At 31.9% G+C, this 16,977-nt stretch carries 16 protein-coding genes; all 16 read left to right on the top strand.

Annotated features, from left to right (window positions below):
* Positions 1-713 precede the first annotated feature (713 nt).
* The gene (rpmH, locus tag CPHY_RS20420; RefSeq protein ID WP_012201940.1) at positions 714-848 is read left to right on the top strand and encodes a 50S ribosomal protein L34; all 135 of its coding nucleotides are present in this window, start codon (positions 714-716) and stop codon (positions 846-848) included.
* 232 nt (positions 849-1,080) lie between these two features.
* Positions 1,081-1,431 (top strand): ribonuclease P protein component, encoded by a 351-nt coding sequence (rnpA, locus tag CPHY_RS20415; RefSeq protein ID WP_012201939.1) that lies wholly within the window; start codon positions 1,081-1,083, stop codon positions 1,429-1,431.
* Positions 1,432-1,562: 131 nt separating this feature from the next.
* On the top strand, positions 1,563-1,775 hold the full coding sequence (gene yidD, locus CPHY_RS20410) for a membrane protein insertion efficiency factor YidD (protein WP_012201938.1): 213 nt from the start codon (positions 1,563-1,565) through the stop codon (positions 1,773-1,775).
* A gap of 52 nt (positions 1,776-1,827) precedes the next feature.
* A complete protein-coding gene (locus CPHY_RS20405) occupies positions 1,828-3,156 on the top strand; it encodes a YidC/Oxa1 family membrane protein insertase (protein WP_012201937.1) in 1,329 nt (442 codons plus the stop codon).
* Positions 3,156-3,986 (top strand): RNA-binding cell elongation regulator Jag/EloR, encoded by an 831-nt coding sequence (jag, locus tag CPHY_RS20400; RefSeq protein ID WP_012201936.1) that lies wholly within the window; start codon positions 3,156-3,158, stop codon positions 3,984-3,986. The genes CPHY_RS20405 and jag overlap by 1 nt, the downstream gene beginning before the upstream one ends.
* Positions 3,987-4,283: 297 nt before the next feature.
* Positions 4,284-5,660: a tRNA uridine-5-carboxymethylaminomethyl(34) synthesis GTPase MnmE gene (gene mnmE, locus CPHY_RS20395; protein WP_012201935.1), complete on the top strand. Its 1,377-nt coding sequence runs from the start codon at positions 4,284-4,286 to the stop codon at positions 5,658-5,660.
* 29 nt (positions 5,661-5,689) lie between these two features.
* Positions 5,690-7,573 carry a tRNA uridine-5-carboxymethylaminomethyl(34) synthesis enzyme MnmG gene (mnmG, locus tag CPHY_RS20390; protein WP_012201934.1) on the top strand — a complete coding sequence of 628 codons (1,884 nt, stop codon included), beginning with the start codon at positions 5,690-5,692 and terminating at the stop codon, positions 7,571-7,573.
* Positions 7,574-7,846: 273 nt separating this feature from the next.
* A complete protein-coding gene (rsmG, locus tag CPHY_RS20385) occupies positions 7,847-8,575 on the top strand; it encodes a 16S rRNA (guanine(527)-N(7))-methyltransferase RsmG (RefSeq protein ID WP_012201933.1) in 729 nt (242 codons plus the stop codon).
* An 84-nt stretch (positions 8,576-8,659) separates the two neighbouring features.
* Positions 8,660-9,148 carry a GNAT family N-acetyltransferase gene (locus tag CPHY_RS20380; RefSeq protein ID WP_012201932.1) on the top strand — a complete coding sequence of 163 codons (489 nt, stop codon included), beginning with the start codon at positions 8,660-8,662 and terminating at the stop codon, positions 9,146-9,148.
* A gap of 100 nt (positions 9,149-9,248) precedes the next feature.
* Positions 9,249-10,349 (top strand): sensor histidine kinase, encoded by a 1,101-nt coding sequence (locus tag CPHY_RS20375; RefSeq protein WP_012201931.1) that lies wholly within the window; start codon positions 9,249-9,251, stop codon positions 10,347-10,349.
* 3 nt (positions 10,350-10,352) lie between these two features.
* Positions 10,353-10,994, top strand: a complete 642-nt coding sequence (locus tag CPHY_RS20370) for a response regulator (protein ID WP_012201930.1) — start codon at positions 10,353-10,355, stop codon at positions 10,992-10,994.
* Between the two features lie 1,416 nt (positions 10,995-12,410).
* The gene (locus tag CPHY_RS20365; RefSeq protein ID WP_012201929.1) at positions 12,411-13,265 is read left to right on the top strand and encodes a ParA family protein; all 855 of its coding nucleotides are present in this window, start codon (positions 12,411-12,413) and stop codon (positions 13,263-13,265) included.
* A gap of 2 nt (positions 13,266-13,267) precedes the next feature.
* Positions 13,268-14,155 carry a ParB/RepB/Spo0J family partition protein gene (locus CPHY_RS20360; RefSeq protein WP_012201928.1) on the top strand — a complete coding sequence of 296 codons (888 nt, stop codon included), beginning with the start codon at positions 13,268-13,270 and terminating at the stop codon, positions 14,153-14,155.
* Between the two features lie 68 nt (positions 14,156-14,223).
* Complete coding sequence (locus CPHY_RS20355) at positions 14,224-14,736, top strand: DUF4446 family protein (RefSeq protein WP_012201927.1); 513 nt, start codon at positions 14,224-14,226, stop codon at positions 14,734-14,736.
* Between the two features lie 143 nt (positions 14,737-14,879).
* On the top strand, positions 14,880-15,962 hold the full coding sequence (locus CPHY_RS20350) for an HD-GYP domain-containing protein (protein WP_012201926.1): 1,083 nt from the start codon (positions 14,880-14,882) through the stop codon (positions 15,960-15,962).
* 120 nt (positions 15,963-16,082) lie between these two features.
* On the top strand, positions 16,083-16,958 hold the full coding sequence (locus CPHY_RS20345) for a DUF3881 family protein (protein ID WP_012201925.1): 876 nt from the start codon (positions 16,083-16,085) through the stop codon (positions 16,956-16,958).
* Positions 16,959-16,977: the final 19 nt, after the last annotated feature.

The following is a 16,977-nucleotide window of genomic DNA, read 5'->3' as shown; positions in this document are numbered from 1 at the left end:
ATAATAAACCTGAAATATAAGGCTAACTTGCTGCTGATAACATTTTCTAATCTAGTATAGTTTGTCCACAAAAGTCCATACACTTATAATATATAACAAAACTATAAACATTTCAATGTTAATATTTTTTTATGAACATAACTTTGTTAGTTTTCCATAACTTATTCACAGCAAATTATCGAATATACACACATGGTTAATAAGATTATACGCGTTACCCACATGGAAATAGCTAGTATTATCAAGGGGAATAAAATCAATAAGATAAAATATTAACACAAATAAACACTGTTATCCACAATTCATCCACAAATTGTGGATAACTCGGCTTTTTTAATCAACATATAGTAACATAAATGGAGGTTAAAATTTTTTATAACAACATATAGAATTTTAAATAATTCAAAATATCATGGAAATTTAAAGTTAAAAAAATTACATATATATAGGAAGAAACTAAATCAATGGAAAAGTAATATGGAGAATAACTAAAACATTAAGTGTGCCAAAGAGTAATAGTCAGTTATCTTAAAAAAGTGACAAAATAAGAAAAAAGAACACAAGCATAATAGATAGTAAAACGGACAAAATCATGGTAAAACAAAAGATTTACTTGACGTAGCATGTCTTTCCTACTATAATGGTAATGCTATTTAAAATAGAGTAAATAGGCTTACTATAAAGAAAAGGTAGTTTAAAGGAGGTGTTTTCGAATGAAAATGACATTTCAGCCAAAAAAGCGTTCCAGAGCTAAGGTTCATGGATTTAGATCAAGAATGAGCACATCTAACGGTAGAAAAGTATTAGCCGCTAGAAGAGCAAAAGGAAGACATAAATTATCAGCATAGGTCGCAGTTCATGTGACCTTTTCTTCTAATACGTGAGGATAAGGAGTAGCTATGATATGCTATCCAAGGGACAAGAGAGGCAGTTAACCAAAACATAATTTGAAATAGAATGAAACTATTCAAAGTGTGAGGAAAACTGGCTCGTCTTGTATACACGACTATTTAGAAGAAAATAGAACAAAATGACAGTAGACAAGCCAGTGGGGCCTTGTCAATAAGGAGATTTTGAATATTGTCAGAATCATTAAAAAATAGTCAACAATTCGGTAATGTTTATAAAAACGGTAAGTCTTTTGCTAATAAGTATTTAGTAATGTATGTTTGTAAAAATGAGTTGTCGATTAATCGTTTAGGAATATCGGTTAGTAAAAAAGTCGGTAATAGCGTAGTAAGACACCGGATAAGCAGATTAATTAGAGAAAGTTATCGATTAAATGATTCAATATCTAATAGTGGTTTAGATATTGTAATTGTAGCAAGAGCAGGATCTAAGGGAAAGAACTATTCAGAAATTAGCAGTGCTCTAATGCACTTGGCAAAACTGCACAAAATAATAAGTAGCAGTGAACCAGATAGAAATTGAGTTTTAAGCATGAAATTTTGATTTAAGCAAAGCAACAGAATGAATTTTGTGAATAACAAGTAAGTCAGAAAACTGGCCTTTCTTGTTTAAGCAGGTAACTATGCTATCTGTAGAGAGAAAAGATGAATGTGATGAAACGAATTCTAATAGCAATAGTTAAATTATATCGAAAATATATCTCACCAATGAAGAGAGTTCCAACCTGTCGTTTTACTCCAACCTGTTCGGAGTATGCACTAGAAGCATTACAGCGATATGGTGCTATCAGAGGAAGTTATCTTGCTGTGAGAAGAATTCTTAAGTGTCATCCGTTTCATAAAGGGGGATTTGATCCTGTTCCTTAGGATGGCCTTTTTTGAGTTTTTAAATTTACCTTATTTTTAAGGAGGAAAATTAGTGGACATAACAGTATTAACTCAGGTTACTGGTATTTTAGGGCCATTTGCTTGGGTAATGGGTATTATTTTAAATGGAATATATGAATTTCTTAGCATCTTTGGAATGGCAAACATTGCGATATGTATTGTAATCTTTACCTTTGTAATTAAGATGCTTATGCTTCCTTTGACAATTAAGCAGCAAAAAGGAACCCGTTTATCCGCCAAAATGAATCCAGAAATTCAGAAGGTTCAGGCGAAGTATAAAGGTAAAAAAGATCAAGCATCGATGCAAAAGCAGCAAGCAGAAATGCAAGAAATTTATGCAAAATATGGTGCTTCTCCATTGTCTGGATGTTTACCATTATTAATTTCTTTACCAATTATGTTTGCATTATATCGTGTAATCTATGCAGTTCCTGCCTATGTAAATGATGTTAAGAGTTTATATGATGTGATAGCTCAGGGAGTTATTCATATTCAGGGATTCCCAGAAGCGTTAGCACAGTTCGCAAAAGATAATTCTATAACGGCTAACACAACTGCTTTTGCAGAACAATTAACTTTAGGTAAGATGGATATTGCAACAAATAAATTAATCGATATCTTTGCACAGTTTAAGACTGCAAACTGGGAAGCGTTTATGTTAAAGGATTCCTGGAATGCAAATTATCTTCAGTTCTTAACGAGTGATAACTTAACTTCATTACAAAATTTCGTAAGTGGTATTAATGTAAAAGAATCTGTTGATCAGATTATCCATATAAATAGATTTATTGGTAATAATCTAAACATTCTTGATGCTCCTGGGTTTACATTCCCTGGTATTTTAATACCCCTAGCAGCGGCTGGATCACAGTTTGCACAAAGCAAGCTTATGATGACAGCAACTCCACAAAGCACTTCTGATGATACCCCAGGTGCACAAAGTTTAAAAACAATGAACACTGTTATGCCTGTTGTATCCGGTATTTTCTGTACCTTCTTACCAATCGGTGTTGGTATCTACTGGATTGCAAGTAGCGTTGTTCAGATTTTACAGCAGATTTTTATTAACAAATATCTTGATAAGATAGATATTGATGATATGATTGCTAAAAGTGTAGCAAAATCTAGTAAGAGAAAAGAGAAGTATGGCGTTGTTACAGGTAATACAATGGCAAATGTTGCAAAGACAACAACGAAGGCTATTGATGTAGCTAGTAAGACTACTTCTGAAACAAAGACAAGCAATAAAGAAAAAGAACAATCAAACTATAAAAAAAGTAATGTATCCTATGCTGCAGGTAGCATCGCAGCTAATGCTAACATCTTAAAGCGTGATAGTGATAAGGGGGATAAAAAATAATGGAGGACTGGAAAGAGTTTACGGGTAAAACAGTAGATGAAGCTTTAACAGAAGCCTTATTAAGTTTTCAAACTACGAGTGAAAAGATGGAATATGAGGTTATAGAGAAAGAATCAAAAGGTTTACTTGGAATGTTTTCAAAGCCTGCAAAAATACGTGCTAGATTAAAATTTAGTATTGATGGAGTAGCTAAGAATTTTCTCGATAAAGTTTTTAAAGCTATGGGAATTGATGCAACTGCAGAGGTTTCCTATAATAAAGATGGAGAAAATGTAGATATCAATATCGTCGGGGATGATATGGGTGTACTAATCGGCAAGAGGGGACAAACCCTAGACTCTCTTCAATATCTAACAAGCCTTGTAATTAATAAAAATAACGAAGGTTATCTTAAGGTAAAGTTAGATACAGAAAATTATCGTGAGAGAAGAAAAGACACTTTGGAAAACTTAGCAAAAAATATTGCATCCAAAGTAAAAAGAACTCACAAACCTGTATCCTTAGAACCAATGAATCCTTATGAGAGACGTATTATTCACTCTGCCTTACAGAATGATAAATATGTTGAAACTCATAGTGAAGGGGAAGAACCTTTCAGAAAAGTTGTTATTAGCTTAAAGAAGGGAGTAAACCTTCATAGTAATAATAACAATAATCGATTTGGAAATAAAGATTACAACAAGAAAGTCTTTAATAAGGACAGCAAGAAGGAATTCCAAAAGAAGTACGGTGGAAATACAAAAGATTACAGTACTGATTATAAGAAGGACTATGCTGCATACTTAGAAGCAAAAGCAGCTGCAAAAGAGGCAGACGCTAATAAGGAATAATACGCAGAGTATTAAATTGTCAGGCTGTGACATAGGAAAGTATCTAGGCGGTACTTCCTGTGTAACAGCCTTTCCTAAATATTATTAGTTTTAATTTATTTTAATCGAAAATCTATTACTAATAAATAGCTTATCGAAATTAATTTGTTTTTTGATAAGTAGAGTAATGTTTCAGTGACAGTGAGTATGTAAGATAAGAAATGTACTAACTCTAATAAGAATAAAATATAAAAGAATTAAAATATATGAATTAAGATATATAAGAATTAAAATAGAATTTCGGAGGATATGGGAGACATGAAAACAGATACCATTGCCGCCATAGCAACAGGACTGAGTAATGCGGGAATTAGTATAGTTAGAATAAGTGGAGATCAGGCCTTTGCTGTGATTGATAAGATATTTCAAACAAAATCAAAGGCAAAACGATTATCTGAGATGGATTCTCATACGGTACACTATGGTTATATCGTTGATGAGGAGGAAATCATTGATGAAGTTATGGTGATAATCATGCGTGCTCCAAGAAGTTATACCATGGAAGATAGTATAGAAATTGATTGCCATGGTGGAATTACGGTAACAAAAAAAGTATTAGAAGCAGTATTAAAAGCGGGTGCAAGAATTGCAGAACCAGGTGAGTTTACAAAACGTGCATTTTTAAATGGCAGAATAGACTTATCTCAGGCGGAAGCAGTAATTGATGTTATACATGCGAATAATGAATTGGCCTTAAAAAACTCTATGAAGCAATTAAAGGGTAATGTACTTCATAAGGTAAAAGACGTAAGGCATAGCATAATTTTAGATACAGCTTATATTGAAGCTGCACTTGATGATCCAGAGCATATTAGTTTAGAAGGGTTCTCTGATAAATTAAGAGATAATGTAATTGGAAGCATCAAAGAACTTTCTGAGCTTATCAATACGTCAGAAAATGGTCGTATGATTAAGGAAGGAATTCGTACAGTTATATTAGGTAGGCCAAACGCTGGTAAATCTTCTTTATTGAACTTAATGGTTGGAGAAGAAAGAGCTATTGTAACAGAGATTGCAGGGACAACAAGAGATACGATTGAAGAGACAGTATTTTTAAATGGATTATGTTTAAATCTTATAGATACTGCTGGAATAAGAGAAACCTCGGATTTGGTTGAAAAATTAGGTGTTGAAAAAAGTTTAAAGAGCGCTAAGGAAGCAGACTTAATCATCTGTGTTATTGATGCATCCACACCATTAAACCAAGATGATAAAGAAATTCTAGAATTTATCAAAGATAGAAAAGCAATCGTACTTTTAAATAAATCAGACTTAGATTCTGTAATTGAAGAAGAAAAAATAAATCTTCTTACGAACAAACCTATATTAAAAATTTCTGCGATTGATCAAACAGGTATTAAAGATTTAGAACAGACAATTACAGAGATGTTTTTTGAAGGTAACATTTCTTTTAATGATGAAATATACATCACAAATATGAGACACAAGAATGCACTTGTAGAAGCAAAGGTTAGTTTAGAGCAAGTAATTGTTAGTATAGAAAACGAGATGCCAGAAGATTTCTTCTCTATAGACTTGATGAATGCATATGAAATATTAGGAACAATCATTGGCGAGTCTGTGGATGAGGATTTGGTAAATACCATATTTAAAGAATTTTGTATGGGTAAGTAGTTTGAAAGTACGCTAGAATGGAGGTAAGTATGACGAATCTATATGAAGCTTATGACGTTGTAGTGGTGGGAGCAGGTCATGCTGGTTGTGAAGCCGCGTTGGCATGTGCACGTCTAGGTTTTAATACAATAATGTTAACCGTCAGTATGGATAATATAGCATTAATGCCTTGTAATCCAAACATTGGTGGAACATCCAAAGGTCATCTTGTACGTGAAATAGATGCCTTAGGTGGTGAAATGGGTAAAAATATCGATAAAACATATATACAATCTAAGATGTTAAATCAATCAAAAGGCCCTGCGGTACACTCCTTAAGAGCGCAGGCTGATAAGATGGATTATTGCAGGGAGATGCGTAAGGTAGTCGAAAATACGGATAACCTAACGCTACGTCAAGATGAGGTAATCGATATCCTTACGGAAAATAATGAGGTAACAGGAGTTAAGGTTTATTCAGGTGGAGTATATCCATGTAAGGTAGTTATCTTATGTACCGGAGTTTATCTTAATGCCAGATGTATCTATGGTGAAACTAGCCATTATACCGGTCCAAATGGATTACCATCTGCAAATCATTTGACAGAAAGCTTAAAGAAGCTTGGAATTGAAATGTATCGTTTTAAAACAGGTACTCCTGCAAGAATAGATAAAAGAAGTATTGATTTTAGTAAGATGGAGGAGCAATTCGGTGATGAAAAAGTAGTGCCATTCTCCTTTATCAATAATCCAGAAGATATCGAAAAAGAGCAAATTTCCTGTTGGTTAACCTATACCAATGAAAATACACATGATATTATTCGTGATAACATTCACCGTTCACCATTATATTCTGGTAATATAAAAGGTACAGGTCCTAGATACTGTCCTTCTATCGAAGATAAGGTTGTTAAATTTCCTGATAAAGATCGTCATCAAGTATTTATAGAGCCAGAAGGTAATTATACGAATGAAATGTATATCTCAGGTATGTCAAGTAGTTTACCAGAAGATGTACAGTTTAAGATGTATCGATCTGTTTCTGGATTAGAAAATGCTAAAATTGTTAGAAATGCCTATGCTATTGAATATGATTGTATTAATCCAATGCAGTTAAAATCAAGCTTGGAATTTATGTCAATTAATGGTTTATTTAGTGGAGGTCAATTTAATGGTAGCTCTGGCTATGAGGAAGCTGCAGCACAAGGATTAATGGCAGGTATTAATGCAGCTAGAAAATTATCAGGAAAAGAACCAATTGTATTAGATCGTTCTCAGGCGTATATCGGTGTTTTAATCGATGATTTGGTTACAAAAGAAACGCATGAACCATATCGTATGATGACATCAAGAGCGGAATATCGTTTGATTCTTCGACAAGATAATGCAGATCAAAGACTTACCAGGATTGGACATGAAATAGGATTAATCAGTGAAGATCGTTATGAACATCTAATTGATAAAGAAAGAATGATAAAGGAAGAGATGATGCGTTTAGAAAACAGTTTAATCGGAGCATCAAAAGAGGTTCAAGAAATCCTAGAAGGTCTTGGAACAACAACATTAAAAACAGGTACTACTTTAGCTGAACTTGTTAGAAGGCCAGAATTAACCTATGCCGCGTTAGCTCCTTTAGATAAAAATAGAGAGCCATTACCAGAGGAAGTAATTACTCAAGTTGAAATCAACTTTAAGTATGATGGGTATATTAAAAGACAGGAACATCAGGTGGAGCAGTTCAAAAAATTAGAAGGTAAAAAGATTCCGGAAGATTTGGATTATTCGGATGTACCTTCTTTAAGAATTGAAGCAAAACAAAAATTAAATCAAATTAAACCAAGTTCTGTAGGACAAGCGTCACGTATTTCGGGTGTATCACCGGCAGATATCTCTGTCTTATTAGTTTACTTGGAACAAATAAGAAGAAAAAAGTAAATATATATAATTGGGAAAAAGAGTTGAATAGAATATTTACAATTAAACAACAGAAGAATTTAAGCGAATTTATTTTTAGAGACTTCTTTTTCTAAAATCACTTTATCAAATTTAATTTTTATTAATAAAATTGAAGACCTTGTAAGAAAAGTGAGTCAACTTGCTAGAATGTCTTTTTTAGGCTAGGTAGTTGGTTGACTCTCTTATTATATTAAGAAAGATATATATATAGATTAGGCACAAACGGTTACATGAGAAGTCGTGGAGGTTTTAATGAGAGATAATTCGACTTTCATTCAAGGGCTACGTAGTCTTGGAATGGATTTAAATAAACATCAGTTAGAGCAATTTGAGATATATTATGATTTGTTAATCGAATGGAATTCTTTTATGAATTTAACTGCAATTACAGAATATGAAGAAGTAATACAAAAACATTTTCTTGATAGTCTGTCACTTATAAAATCATATCAAATTAAGACAGGAGATACGTTACTAGACATGGGTACGGGAGCAGGTTTTCCTGGAATACCATTAAAAATTGCATATCCTGATTTAAATGTATTGCTAATGGACTCTTTAAACAAAAGGATTAACTTTCTAAATGAGGTTATCAATAGGTTAGAACTAAAGAATATATCTGCAATGCATGGTAGAGCGGAAGAACAAGCAAGAAAGCTTGATTTTCGTGAGAAATTTGATATAGTTGTATCAAGAGCTGTAGCAAGAACAGCTTCTTTGGCAGAATTATGTTTACCCTATGTGAAAAAGGGAGGATACTTTATTCCTTATAAATCAGGAAAGGTTACTGAGGAGTTAGAGGAAGCAGAATATGCCTTAGAATGCTTAGGTGGTAAGTTAGAAGAAAAGGTTACATTCTCCTTACCAGATACAGATATGGAACGAACTTTAATATGTATTAAAAAAGTAAAAGAAACTCCGAAGTCTTATCCAAGAGCCGGAGGGAAACCTTTAAAAATGCCTTTAATAAGAAAAAAATAAAAGTTATTTACAGAGATAAATATTGTTGTCGAGCAACATTACTTTTATTAGTAAAGGTGCCAAAGCGCCAGAATAGAGGTCGTAATGTATATTCAAGGTAAATTAATACATCCAGGGGAAGATTTAACCGAATGCTTTGAGATTCGGAAAGAAGTATTCGTTAAAGAGCAAGGAATACCAGAAGAGCTAGAATTTGATGATTTGGACCAAACTGCATTACACTGTCTTATCTTTTCAACTGATAACGAACAGAATAAGGAACAAAACAAGGCTGTTGCTACAGGAAGGCTAATACTATTAGAAGATGGAACATTCAAAATAGGAAGGATTGCAGTACGAAAAGAAGAACGCGGAAAACACTATGGTGATATGTTAGTTAAGATATTGATTAGTAAATCGTTTGAATGTGGGGCAAAAACTGTTAAGTTAAGTGCTCAAGTTCGTGCAATTAAATTTTATGAATCGATTGGTTTTAAAACTGTGGGTGATGTTTATATAGAAGATGGCATAGAACATATTAGTATGCAGCTTGAACAACAAGATTTATGTAGGACTTGTCAAAAAGAAAAATAATCTTATTTATATCCTCATACTATAAAATAGACATTTTATATAATTTATGTTAAAATATGTTATAGTTAGTTTAAGACAAGAAGAGTGAGGATTTATACACATGGAAAAATCTCATAAGGATATTATCAACGAGGTTGGGCAGACAAAAGAGGCTATGGAGTTTTGTTATGAGATGTTAAAAAAATTAGAAGAACAGTCTCATAAACTTAGTGAAAAAGTCGATATAGTTAAAAAGCAGAAAAAAGAGTTGGAACATACCTTAGAGAAAATGAATGAAAATCAAGATAAAAATCATTTATTATTCTCTCCTTATGAGGATTCTAAAAAGATTAAGGAAGAAGATTATATTAAGAAGGAATTGGAACAACTCAAGGACAATCTTCCTAATATAATAAATCTTTTGGAGCAACACTATGACTTAAAAAATAAGTATCAATTGATACTAAGCTGTTTAACTAATTTGTTAGATAGACAACATATAGATTTAAAGGCTTTTGAGTCAGAAGTTTGTACAGAAGAATTAATCAACCATGAAGCTCTTGGTCTTAAGATACTAGAAGCACAAGAATTAGAGCGTCAAAGAATAGCTATGGATCTACATGATTCAACTGTGCAGAATTTAACTTCTCTGGTACATAAAACTGAACTTTGCATCAAGCTATTTGATTTAGATGCTATTCGTGCAAAGCTTGAGTTGGCTACTATGATTGAAAACATTCGAACAATTATTAATGATATGCGAGAAATTATATATGATTTGCGACCAATGACTTTAAATGATTTAGGTTTGAAGGCAGCAATCGAGAGATATGTTGATAATTTTAAGCGGCATAATAAAATACAAGTTATCATTTCTATTGATGAAAATTTTGAAATAAAGAATCAAGTAGTTAGCATTACAATCTATCGTATTATACAAGAGGCGTTCAATAATATATCAAAGCATGCAAAAGCTACTACTTGCATAATAGATTTATCACAAAAAGAAGAAGTAATTCAATTAACAATTGAAGACAATGGTATTGGTTTAGAAGAGAGTTCTAAATGTAAAGATACTACATGTAAAAACTGTGGATTTGGTTTATCCAATATGAGTGAAAGAGTTTATTTGCTTTCAGGTAAATTTTCTTTAGAATCAAATAATAATAGCGGAACTAAAATCATTGTAAGTATACCATGTTGTATTGATAAGGGGGATTAATAAATGGGCACAATTCGTGTAGTAATTGCAGATGATCATAAGATGGTCAGAGAGGGTTTGAAACAACTTTTGGAACTAGACGGTGATATTCAAGTAGTTGGAGAAGCAAGTGATGGTGAACAGTGTATACAAAAAGTGGTGGATACAAACCCTGATGTGCTACTCCTTGATATCAATATGCCAACAATGAATGGATTACAAACTCTACAAGAGCTAAGAAGAAATAATAACAAACAAAAGGTTCTGATGCTAACAATCCATAACGAGATAGAATATTTATTGCGTGCTGTTGATATTGGAGTTAATGGGTATGTTTTAAAAGATTCAGAGTCTTCTGTATTAAAGAAAGCAATTTATACAATTTATCAGGGAGAAACCTATATTGAGCCATCATTAACTCCTGAATTAAAAGAGCGTATGCAAAGTCCAAGTTCTTCTAATACAGAGATTTTAACACGCAGAGAAATTGATGTATTAAAATTATTAGCAGAAGGTTTATTTAATAAGGAAATTGCTTATCGCTTAAGTATTAGTGAGAAGACAGTAAAGAATCATGTTTCTAATATATTTAAAAAGATTAGCGTTTCTGACCGTACACAAGCGGCTGTTTACGCAATCAAAAATAATTTTGTAAATATGTTTTAATTATGCCATAAAAGATTAGGGATAGAGTTTTAGTCTATCTCTTTTTTTAGTTAAGAGTGCTGTTTCTTAAGATTTATGATTTAACCATCAAGAAAGTCCCCCTCTTTTAAGGGGGATAGACTTGCTTGTTTCAATGTGAGTAAAAGTTCCCGCTGAACAAGCAACGTAGTTGCTTGAGTTATAAGTAAGTAGCGTTTAGGCGAATTAGCTGACATACGAATTATGAGTATCCTTTGACAGGAGGGCAAAAAAGGTGGAAAAGCACTATTATAATTTGCTAATAACATGTGGGGCAGATTGTTATGGGTCATTTGAAGCTGTGAAAGTAAATGTACATTATAAAGTATAAAACTATTAGAAACTAAACTAGAACTATCATAAAATTAAATTGTATTATATTGAAAGGATATTACAATGTTTCACGTGAAACCTTATAAATCTATAACATATAATTTCATATAACAATGAAACTCAGATTGAAATTTATTTAATTTTTAGTATGTGAAATCAAATCTACATATAGTCCAAAACTATCAGAAACCTTAGACTATCATTAAATTAAATTGTATTATATTGAAAAGAATTATAATGTTTCACGTGAAACATTGTAATAAATCTATAACGTATAATTTCATCTTACAAAGAACTCAAATCGAAATTTATTTAATTTTTTTGTATATGAAATCAAATCTATATAAAGTCTAAAACTATCAGGAACCCTTAGAACCATCATAAAATTGAATTGTATTATATTGAAAGAGCATTATAATGTTTCACAAATTATATTAATTAATATGTAAGTTTATAGTACAATAAGACTCAAAAGGAAAACTATTTAAATTATTAATATGTGAAAGCTGATCGACATAAAGTCTAAAACTATCAGAAGCTTTTGGACCTTCATAAAATTAAATAGTTTTATATCGAAAGAGCATTACAATGTTTCACGTGAAACATTGTAATCTATAACTTATAAATTTATATTACAATGAGATTCAAAATGAAAAATAAATTTTTAGTATGTGAAAGCAAATCTACATAATAAAGTCTAAGACTATCAGAAATCCTCAGAACTATCATAAAATTAGACTGTATTATATTGAAGAATTTTATAATGTTTCACGTGAAACATATAAAAGAAAAAATATTTAATCGAAATATTCTAATTATAAAAGTTTATATCAATTCCACAAGCTTTCTTTTCAGATATTATAACAAAATAAAATTATAAGAATAATCTAAATCAAGTACATTACATTTTAAAATTAATATAAGTTGATTATAATGCTATATTGCATGGAGAAAAAAGTAACTTTTTCGAATCTTTTAGGTTTTGTTACATAATATCTATAGCTATCTAAATCATATCGTGTTATAATTAAAAAAGTTAGCATAAGAAAGATGAAGGATGATAATATGGGAAAAACGATAGCAGTTGCAAATCAAAAAGGTGGAGTTGGAAAAACAACTACTGCAATAAATTTAGCAGCATGTTTAGCGGAAAAAGGCATGAAGGTGCTTACAATTGATATAGATCCACAAGGTAATACTACAAGTGGTCTTGGTATCAATAAAGCTTCTTTGGAAAATACTGTTTATGAACTTATGATTGGGGAATCTAATGTTGAGAAATGCATACATGACAGTATCGTACCAAATCTTGTCGTTATTCCATCAGATGTAAATTTAGCTGGAGCTGAAATTGAATTGATAGGAATTGAAGATAAGGAATATATACTTAAAAAACATATTAATCCAATCAAAGATTTCTTTGACTACATTATTATAGACTGTCCTCCTTCGCTAAATACGTTAACAATTAATGCAATGACTACAGCTGATTCTGTACTTGTACCAATACAATGTGAATATTACGCACTGGAAGGTTTAACTCAGTTAATACATACAATTAACCTTGTGAAAAAAAGACTGAATGCATCGCTAGAAATTGAAGGTGTTGTATTTACTATGTATGATGCTAGAACGAATCTTTCCTTGCAAGTTGTGGAAAATGTAAGAAGCAATTTGGAACAAAACATTTATAATTCTATCATTCCTCGTAATGTTAGGTTAGCAGAAGCCCCAAGTCATGGTTTACCGATTAGTATTTATGACCCAAAATCAGCAGGAGCGGATGCATACCGTGATTTGGCAGATGAAGTAATAAAACAAGATATGGGAAATGTGGAAGAAGAGGTTTCAGTTCAAACAAATAAGGAAACACAGAAAAAGAAAGGCAAAAATTTGTTTGGACGTAGAAAAGGAGAGTAGTTATGGCACCAAAAAAAGGTTTAGGCAAGGGGCTAGATTCACTAATTGTCGATAAAATTGATAAGAGTGAGCCTAAAGTTAAGGGAAATCAAGAAAATGTTTCACGTGAAACATTTATTAATATTAATCAGATAGAACCTAACAAATCACAACCGCGTTCTCATTTTGATGAGGATGCCTTACATGAGCTAGCAGATTCTATTAAATTGCATGGTGTAATTCAACCTTTAATTGTTCAAAAAAAAGGTGATCGTTACGAGATTATAGCAGGGGAAAGACGGTGGAGAGCATCAAGGATTGCTGGTCTAAAAGAAATCCCAGTTATAGTTAAGGAATTTACAAAACAACAAGTATTAGAGATCGCTTTAATAGAAAACATACAAAGAGAAGATTTAAATGCAATAGAAGAAGCACTTGCTTATGAAAAATTAATCTCAGAATTTAAGTTAAAACAAGATGAAGTTGCTGAGAGAGTTGGTAAAAGTAGAGTTTCTGTTACAAATAGTATGCGATTATTAAAGTTAGACAAACGTGTGCAACAAATGGTAATCGATGATATGATATCTGAGGGTCACGCGAGAGCACTATTAGCAATAGCAGATGGTGAAACACAATATCAATTAGCAACAAAGGTATTCGATGAAAAGTTAAGTGTACGCGAAACAGAAAAATTAGTCAAACATATTTCTAAGGACAAGCCGGAAAAGGAAATAGCAGCAACTAGGGATGATAATTTTATTTACAAAGAAATTGAAGATCGTATGAAGGCTATCTTTGGAAGTAAAGTTGAAATCCGTAGAGGAAATAATAATAAAGGCAAAATAGAGATCGAATATTATTCCCAAGATGATTTTGAACGTATTTTAGATTTGATAAATACATTAGGGTAACAAATAAGATTCAAAGTGATAAAAAGAATTCGTAAAACAATCGAAAAGAAGAGAAAGGTTGAGGGAGAATGGAACTATTTGATAGCCTCGGTTTAGATGGAAGTTATATAGTACTCGGAATTGTGGTTGCTTTATTATTAATTTTCATTATTCAGATAATAGTATTAGTAAAACAAAGTAAATTAAAGAAAAAGTACAATACTTTTATGGAAGGTAGCGATGGTAAAACTCTAGAAAGTACTATTTTAAACCGCTTTAAAGAGGTTGACCAATTGAAAGAGGATGCCAAGTCTATGAAAGATAGTATTCATAGAATAACAGAGAACTTATTAAATACCTATCAAAAATGTAGTATTGTTAAGTATGATGCTTTTAAAGAAATGGGAGGCAAGCTAAGTTTTTCCCTTTGCTTATTAGATGATAATAATAGTGGCTTTATTATTACTTCTATGCATAGTAGTAGAGAAGGTTGCTATACCTATATAAAGGAAATAATTAAAGGGGAATCATTTGTACTTTTATCAGAAGAAGAAAAACAGGTATTAAGCGAAGCAAAAAATAAGAAGAACTATTTTGAGTAAGATTAAGTGGTCTTAGAGCGAATGAAAGAAGTGTCTTCGTTCTAAGACTTTTTATTAATAAGTTTGCATTATGGTGTTGAATTTGTAAAAGAAAGATAGCTTGCTTATATATCATGTTAATAAAGAAGTGGAGGAGTAGCTCATTGAAACGAATATCTGTAGATAATTTAATAGGCGGTGAAATCGTTGCAAAAGAAATTGCAACAAGCCACGGCCTTGTTATCATTCCAGTTGGAGCAAAGATTAAAAAAGAGTATATCCAAAAATTAAAAGAGCTACATATTGGCTGGATTTTTATTGAGGAAGTTATAGAACAAAAAATAGTTAATGTGGTGCAAGGTACTGTAGAAGCTCAGATTGAAAAAAAGATATTAGAAGAATGTGTTGGACAGATTAAAGATACAATCGAACGTTATACATGTTGTGCAAGTAATGAATTAACTGGCGTAGTAGATGTTGCAAATCATATTATTCAAGAAATATTAGAACAACCAAATGTAATGTACAATGTTTCTACAATAAGGGAAAAGAACTATACTACATATACTCATAGCGTCAATGTATCAACTCTCGCAGTGTTAATAGCTTTGAAACTAAAATTGCCTCAAAAGAAGATACAAGATATAGCAGTAGGGTCCTTGCTTCATGATTTAGGGATTTCCTATTTACCATTTGATTATGGAAAAGTTAAAATAGATGAATGTGATGAAAAGCAATTAGCGGAGATTAAAAAGCACGTATTAACAGGGTACACTATGGTAAAAGATGAGGACTGGTTATCAAATACAGCGAAGGAAATTGTTCTAAGTCATCATGAGCGAGATGATGGAAGTGGTTATCCAATGCATCTAACAAGTGATAGGATTAGTTTAGAAACAAAAATTGTGGCAGTCTGTGATGAGTTAGATCGTGCTGTTTACGGTGATCAAAGGTTAAAATACAAAGTCCATCATGTTATCGATAATATAATGAGTAAAGCGGGAGTATTATTTGATTTTAAAGTTGTTAATGCATTTGTTGAGGTTGTAGCAGTATATCCAATAGGAACATATGTTCTTTTAAATACTGAAGAAATTGGTATAGTAACAAAGCAAAACTATCGTATGCCAACTCGTCCAGTAGTACAAGTGTTAGGTATAAAAGAATTAGATTTAAGTAAAAAGGGAAGAATCGTAGATTTGTCACAAGAATTAACAACTTTTATACGAGACACAATTGAGGAGTGATACCAAAATGATAGTTACTATATTCCCTAGTTGCTAAGATTCCATTAATATGATATAACTAAGAAATGAGGTTTTCACATAGAATGAAATACAGCAAAAAGAAAGTTATTGGGTGAAGTAATGCATAGTTTTTTAAGGGCAATAGGATTTAGTAAATTAAATAATAGAATACAAGTGGAAGACTTAATTCATAAAGTAGTGGAACAAGCTACAGATAAACATAGATATAGTTTTGAAGATGATACTGTAGTTGCAGAATTATCTTATGAATTTGCAGATGGAATAGGGATAACGGTTCGCGGTGAGTACGATGAGAATGATCAATTCCATGTAGAACATTATTATCCTTATTTCCATGGACAAAATGTTAGTACTAGGGAAGAGGTATATATCAGTAAAAGAGTTGATACGGATGCTTATACCGGAATGTGTGATGACTATCGTCTTGGAGTATCCCTTATCTTTTATTTGCAGAATGTAATTGATTATTTATCAATAAAAGCGAAAAGAGATTCTATCGGACTTCGTTCCATTACATTGTCTGGATTAGCCGCAGAGGGAAAGATATTACTTCCCGTAGTAAAGACGGAGCATCAGATAAGAAGCAGTACAGCAGATTTAAAATATCGTAATCAGTTGATTGCAGAAGCTAAAAAAGGAAACCAAGAAGCAATCGATAGTCTAACAATCGATGATATTGATTTGTATGCCATGGTTTCTAAACGTGTTAACAAGGAAGATATTTATTCTATCGTAGAAACTTCGTTTGTTCCATATGGATCAGAGTCTGATAATTACACTGTCTTAGGTACTATTATAGAGTGGCGAGAAGTAAAGAATGGAGAAACAAAGGAAATTCTATATTTAATGCAGCTAGAATGCAATGGATTAACCTTTGAAATTTGTATTAATAAAGAGGATTTGTTCGGAGAGCCACAAGTAGGTAGAAGATTTAAGGGAACGATTTGGATGCAGGGAATGGTTGACTTTATTTGATAATTTGCATATAATAAAT

Source organism: Lachnoclostridium phytofermentans ISDg (assembly GCF_000018685.1).
In the GTDB taxonomy this organism is placed as follows: Bacteria; Bacillota; Clostridia; order Lachnospirales; family Lachnospiraceae; genus Lachnoclostridium; species Lachnoclostridium phytofermentans.
Note: the sequence above shows the minus strand (reverse complement) of the source record. Positions and strands in the feature narration are given on the sequence as shown.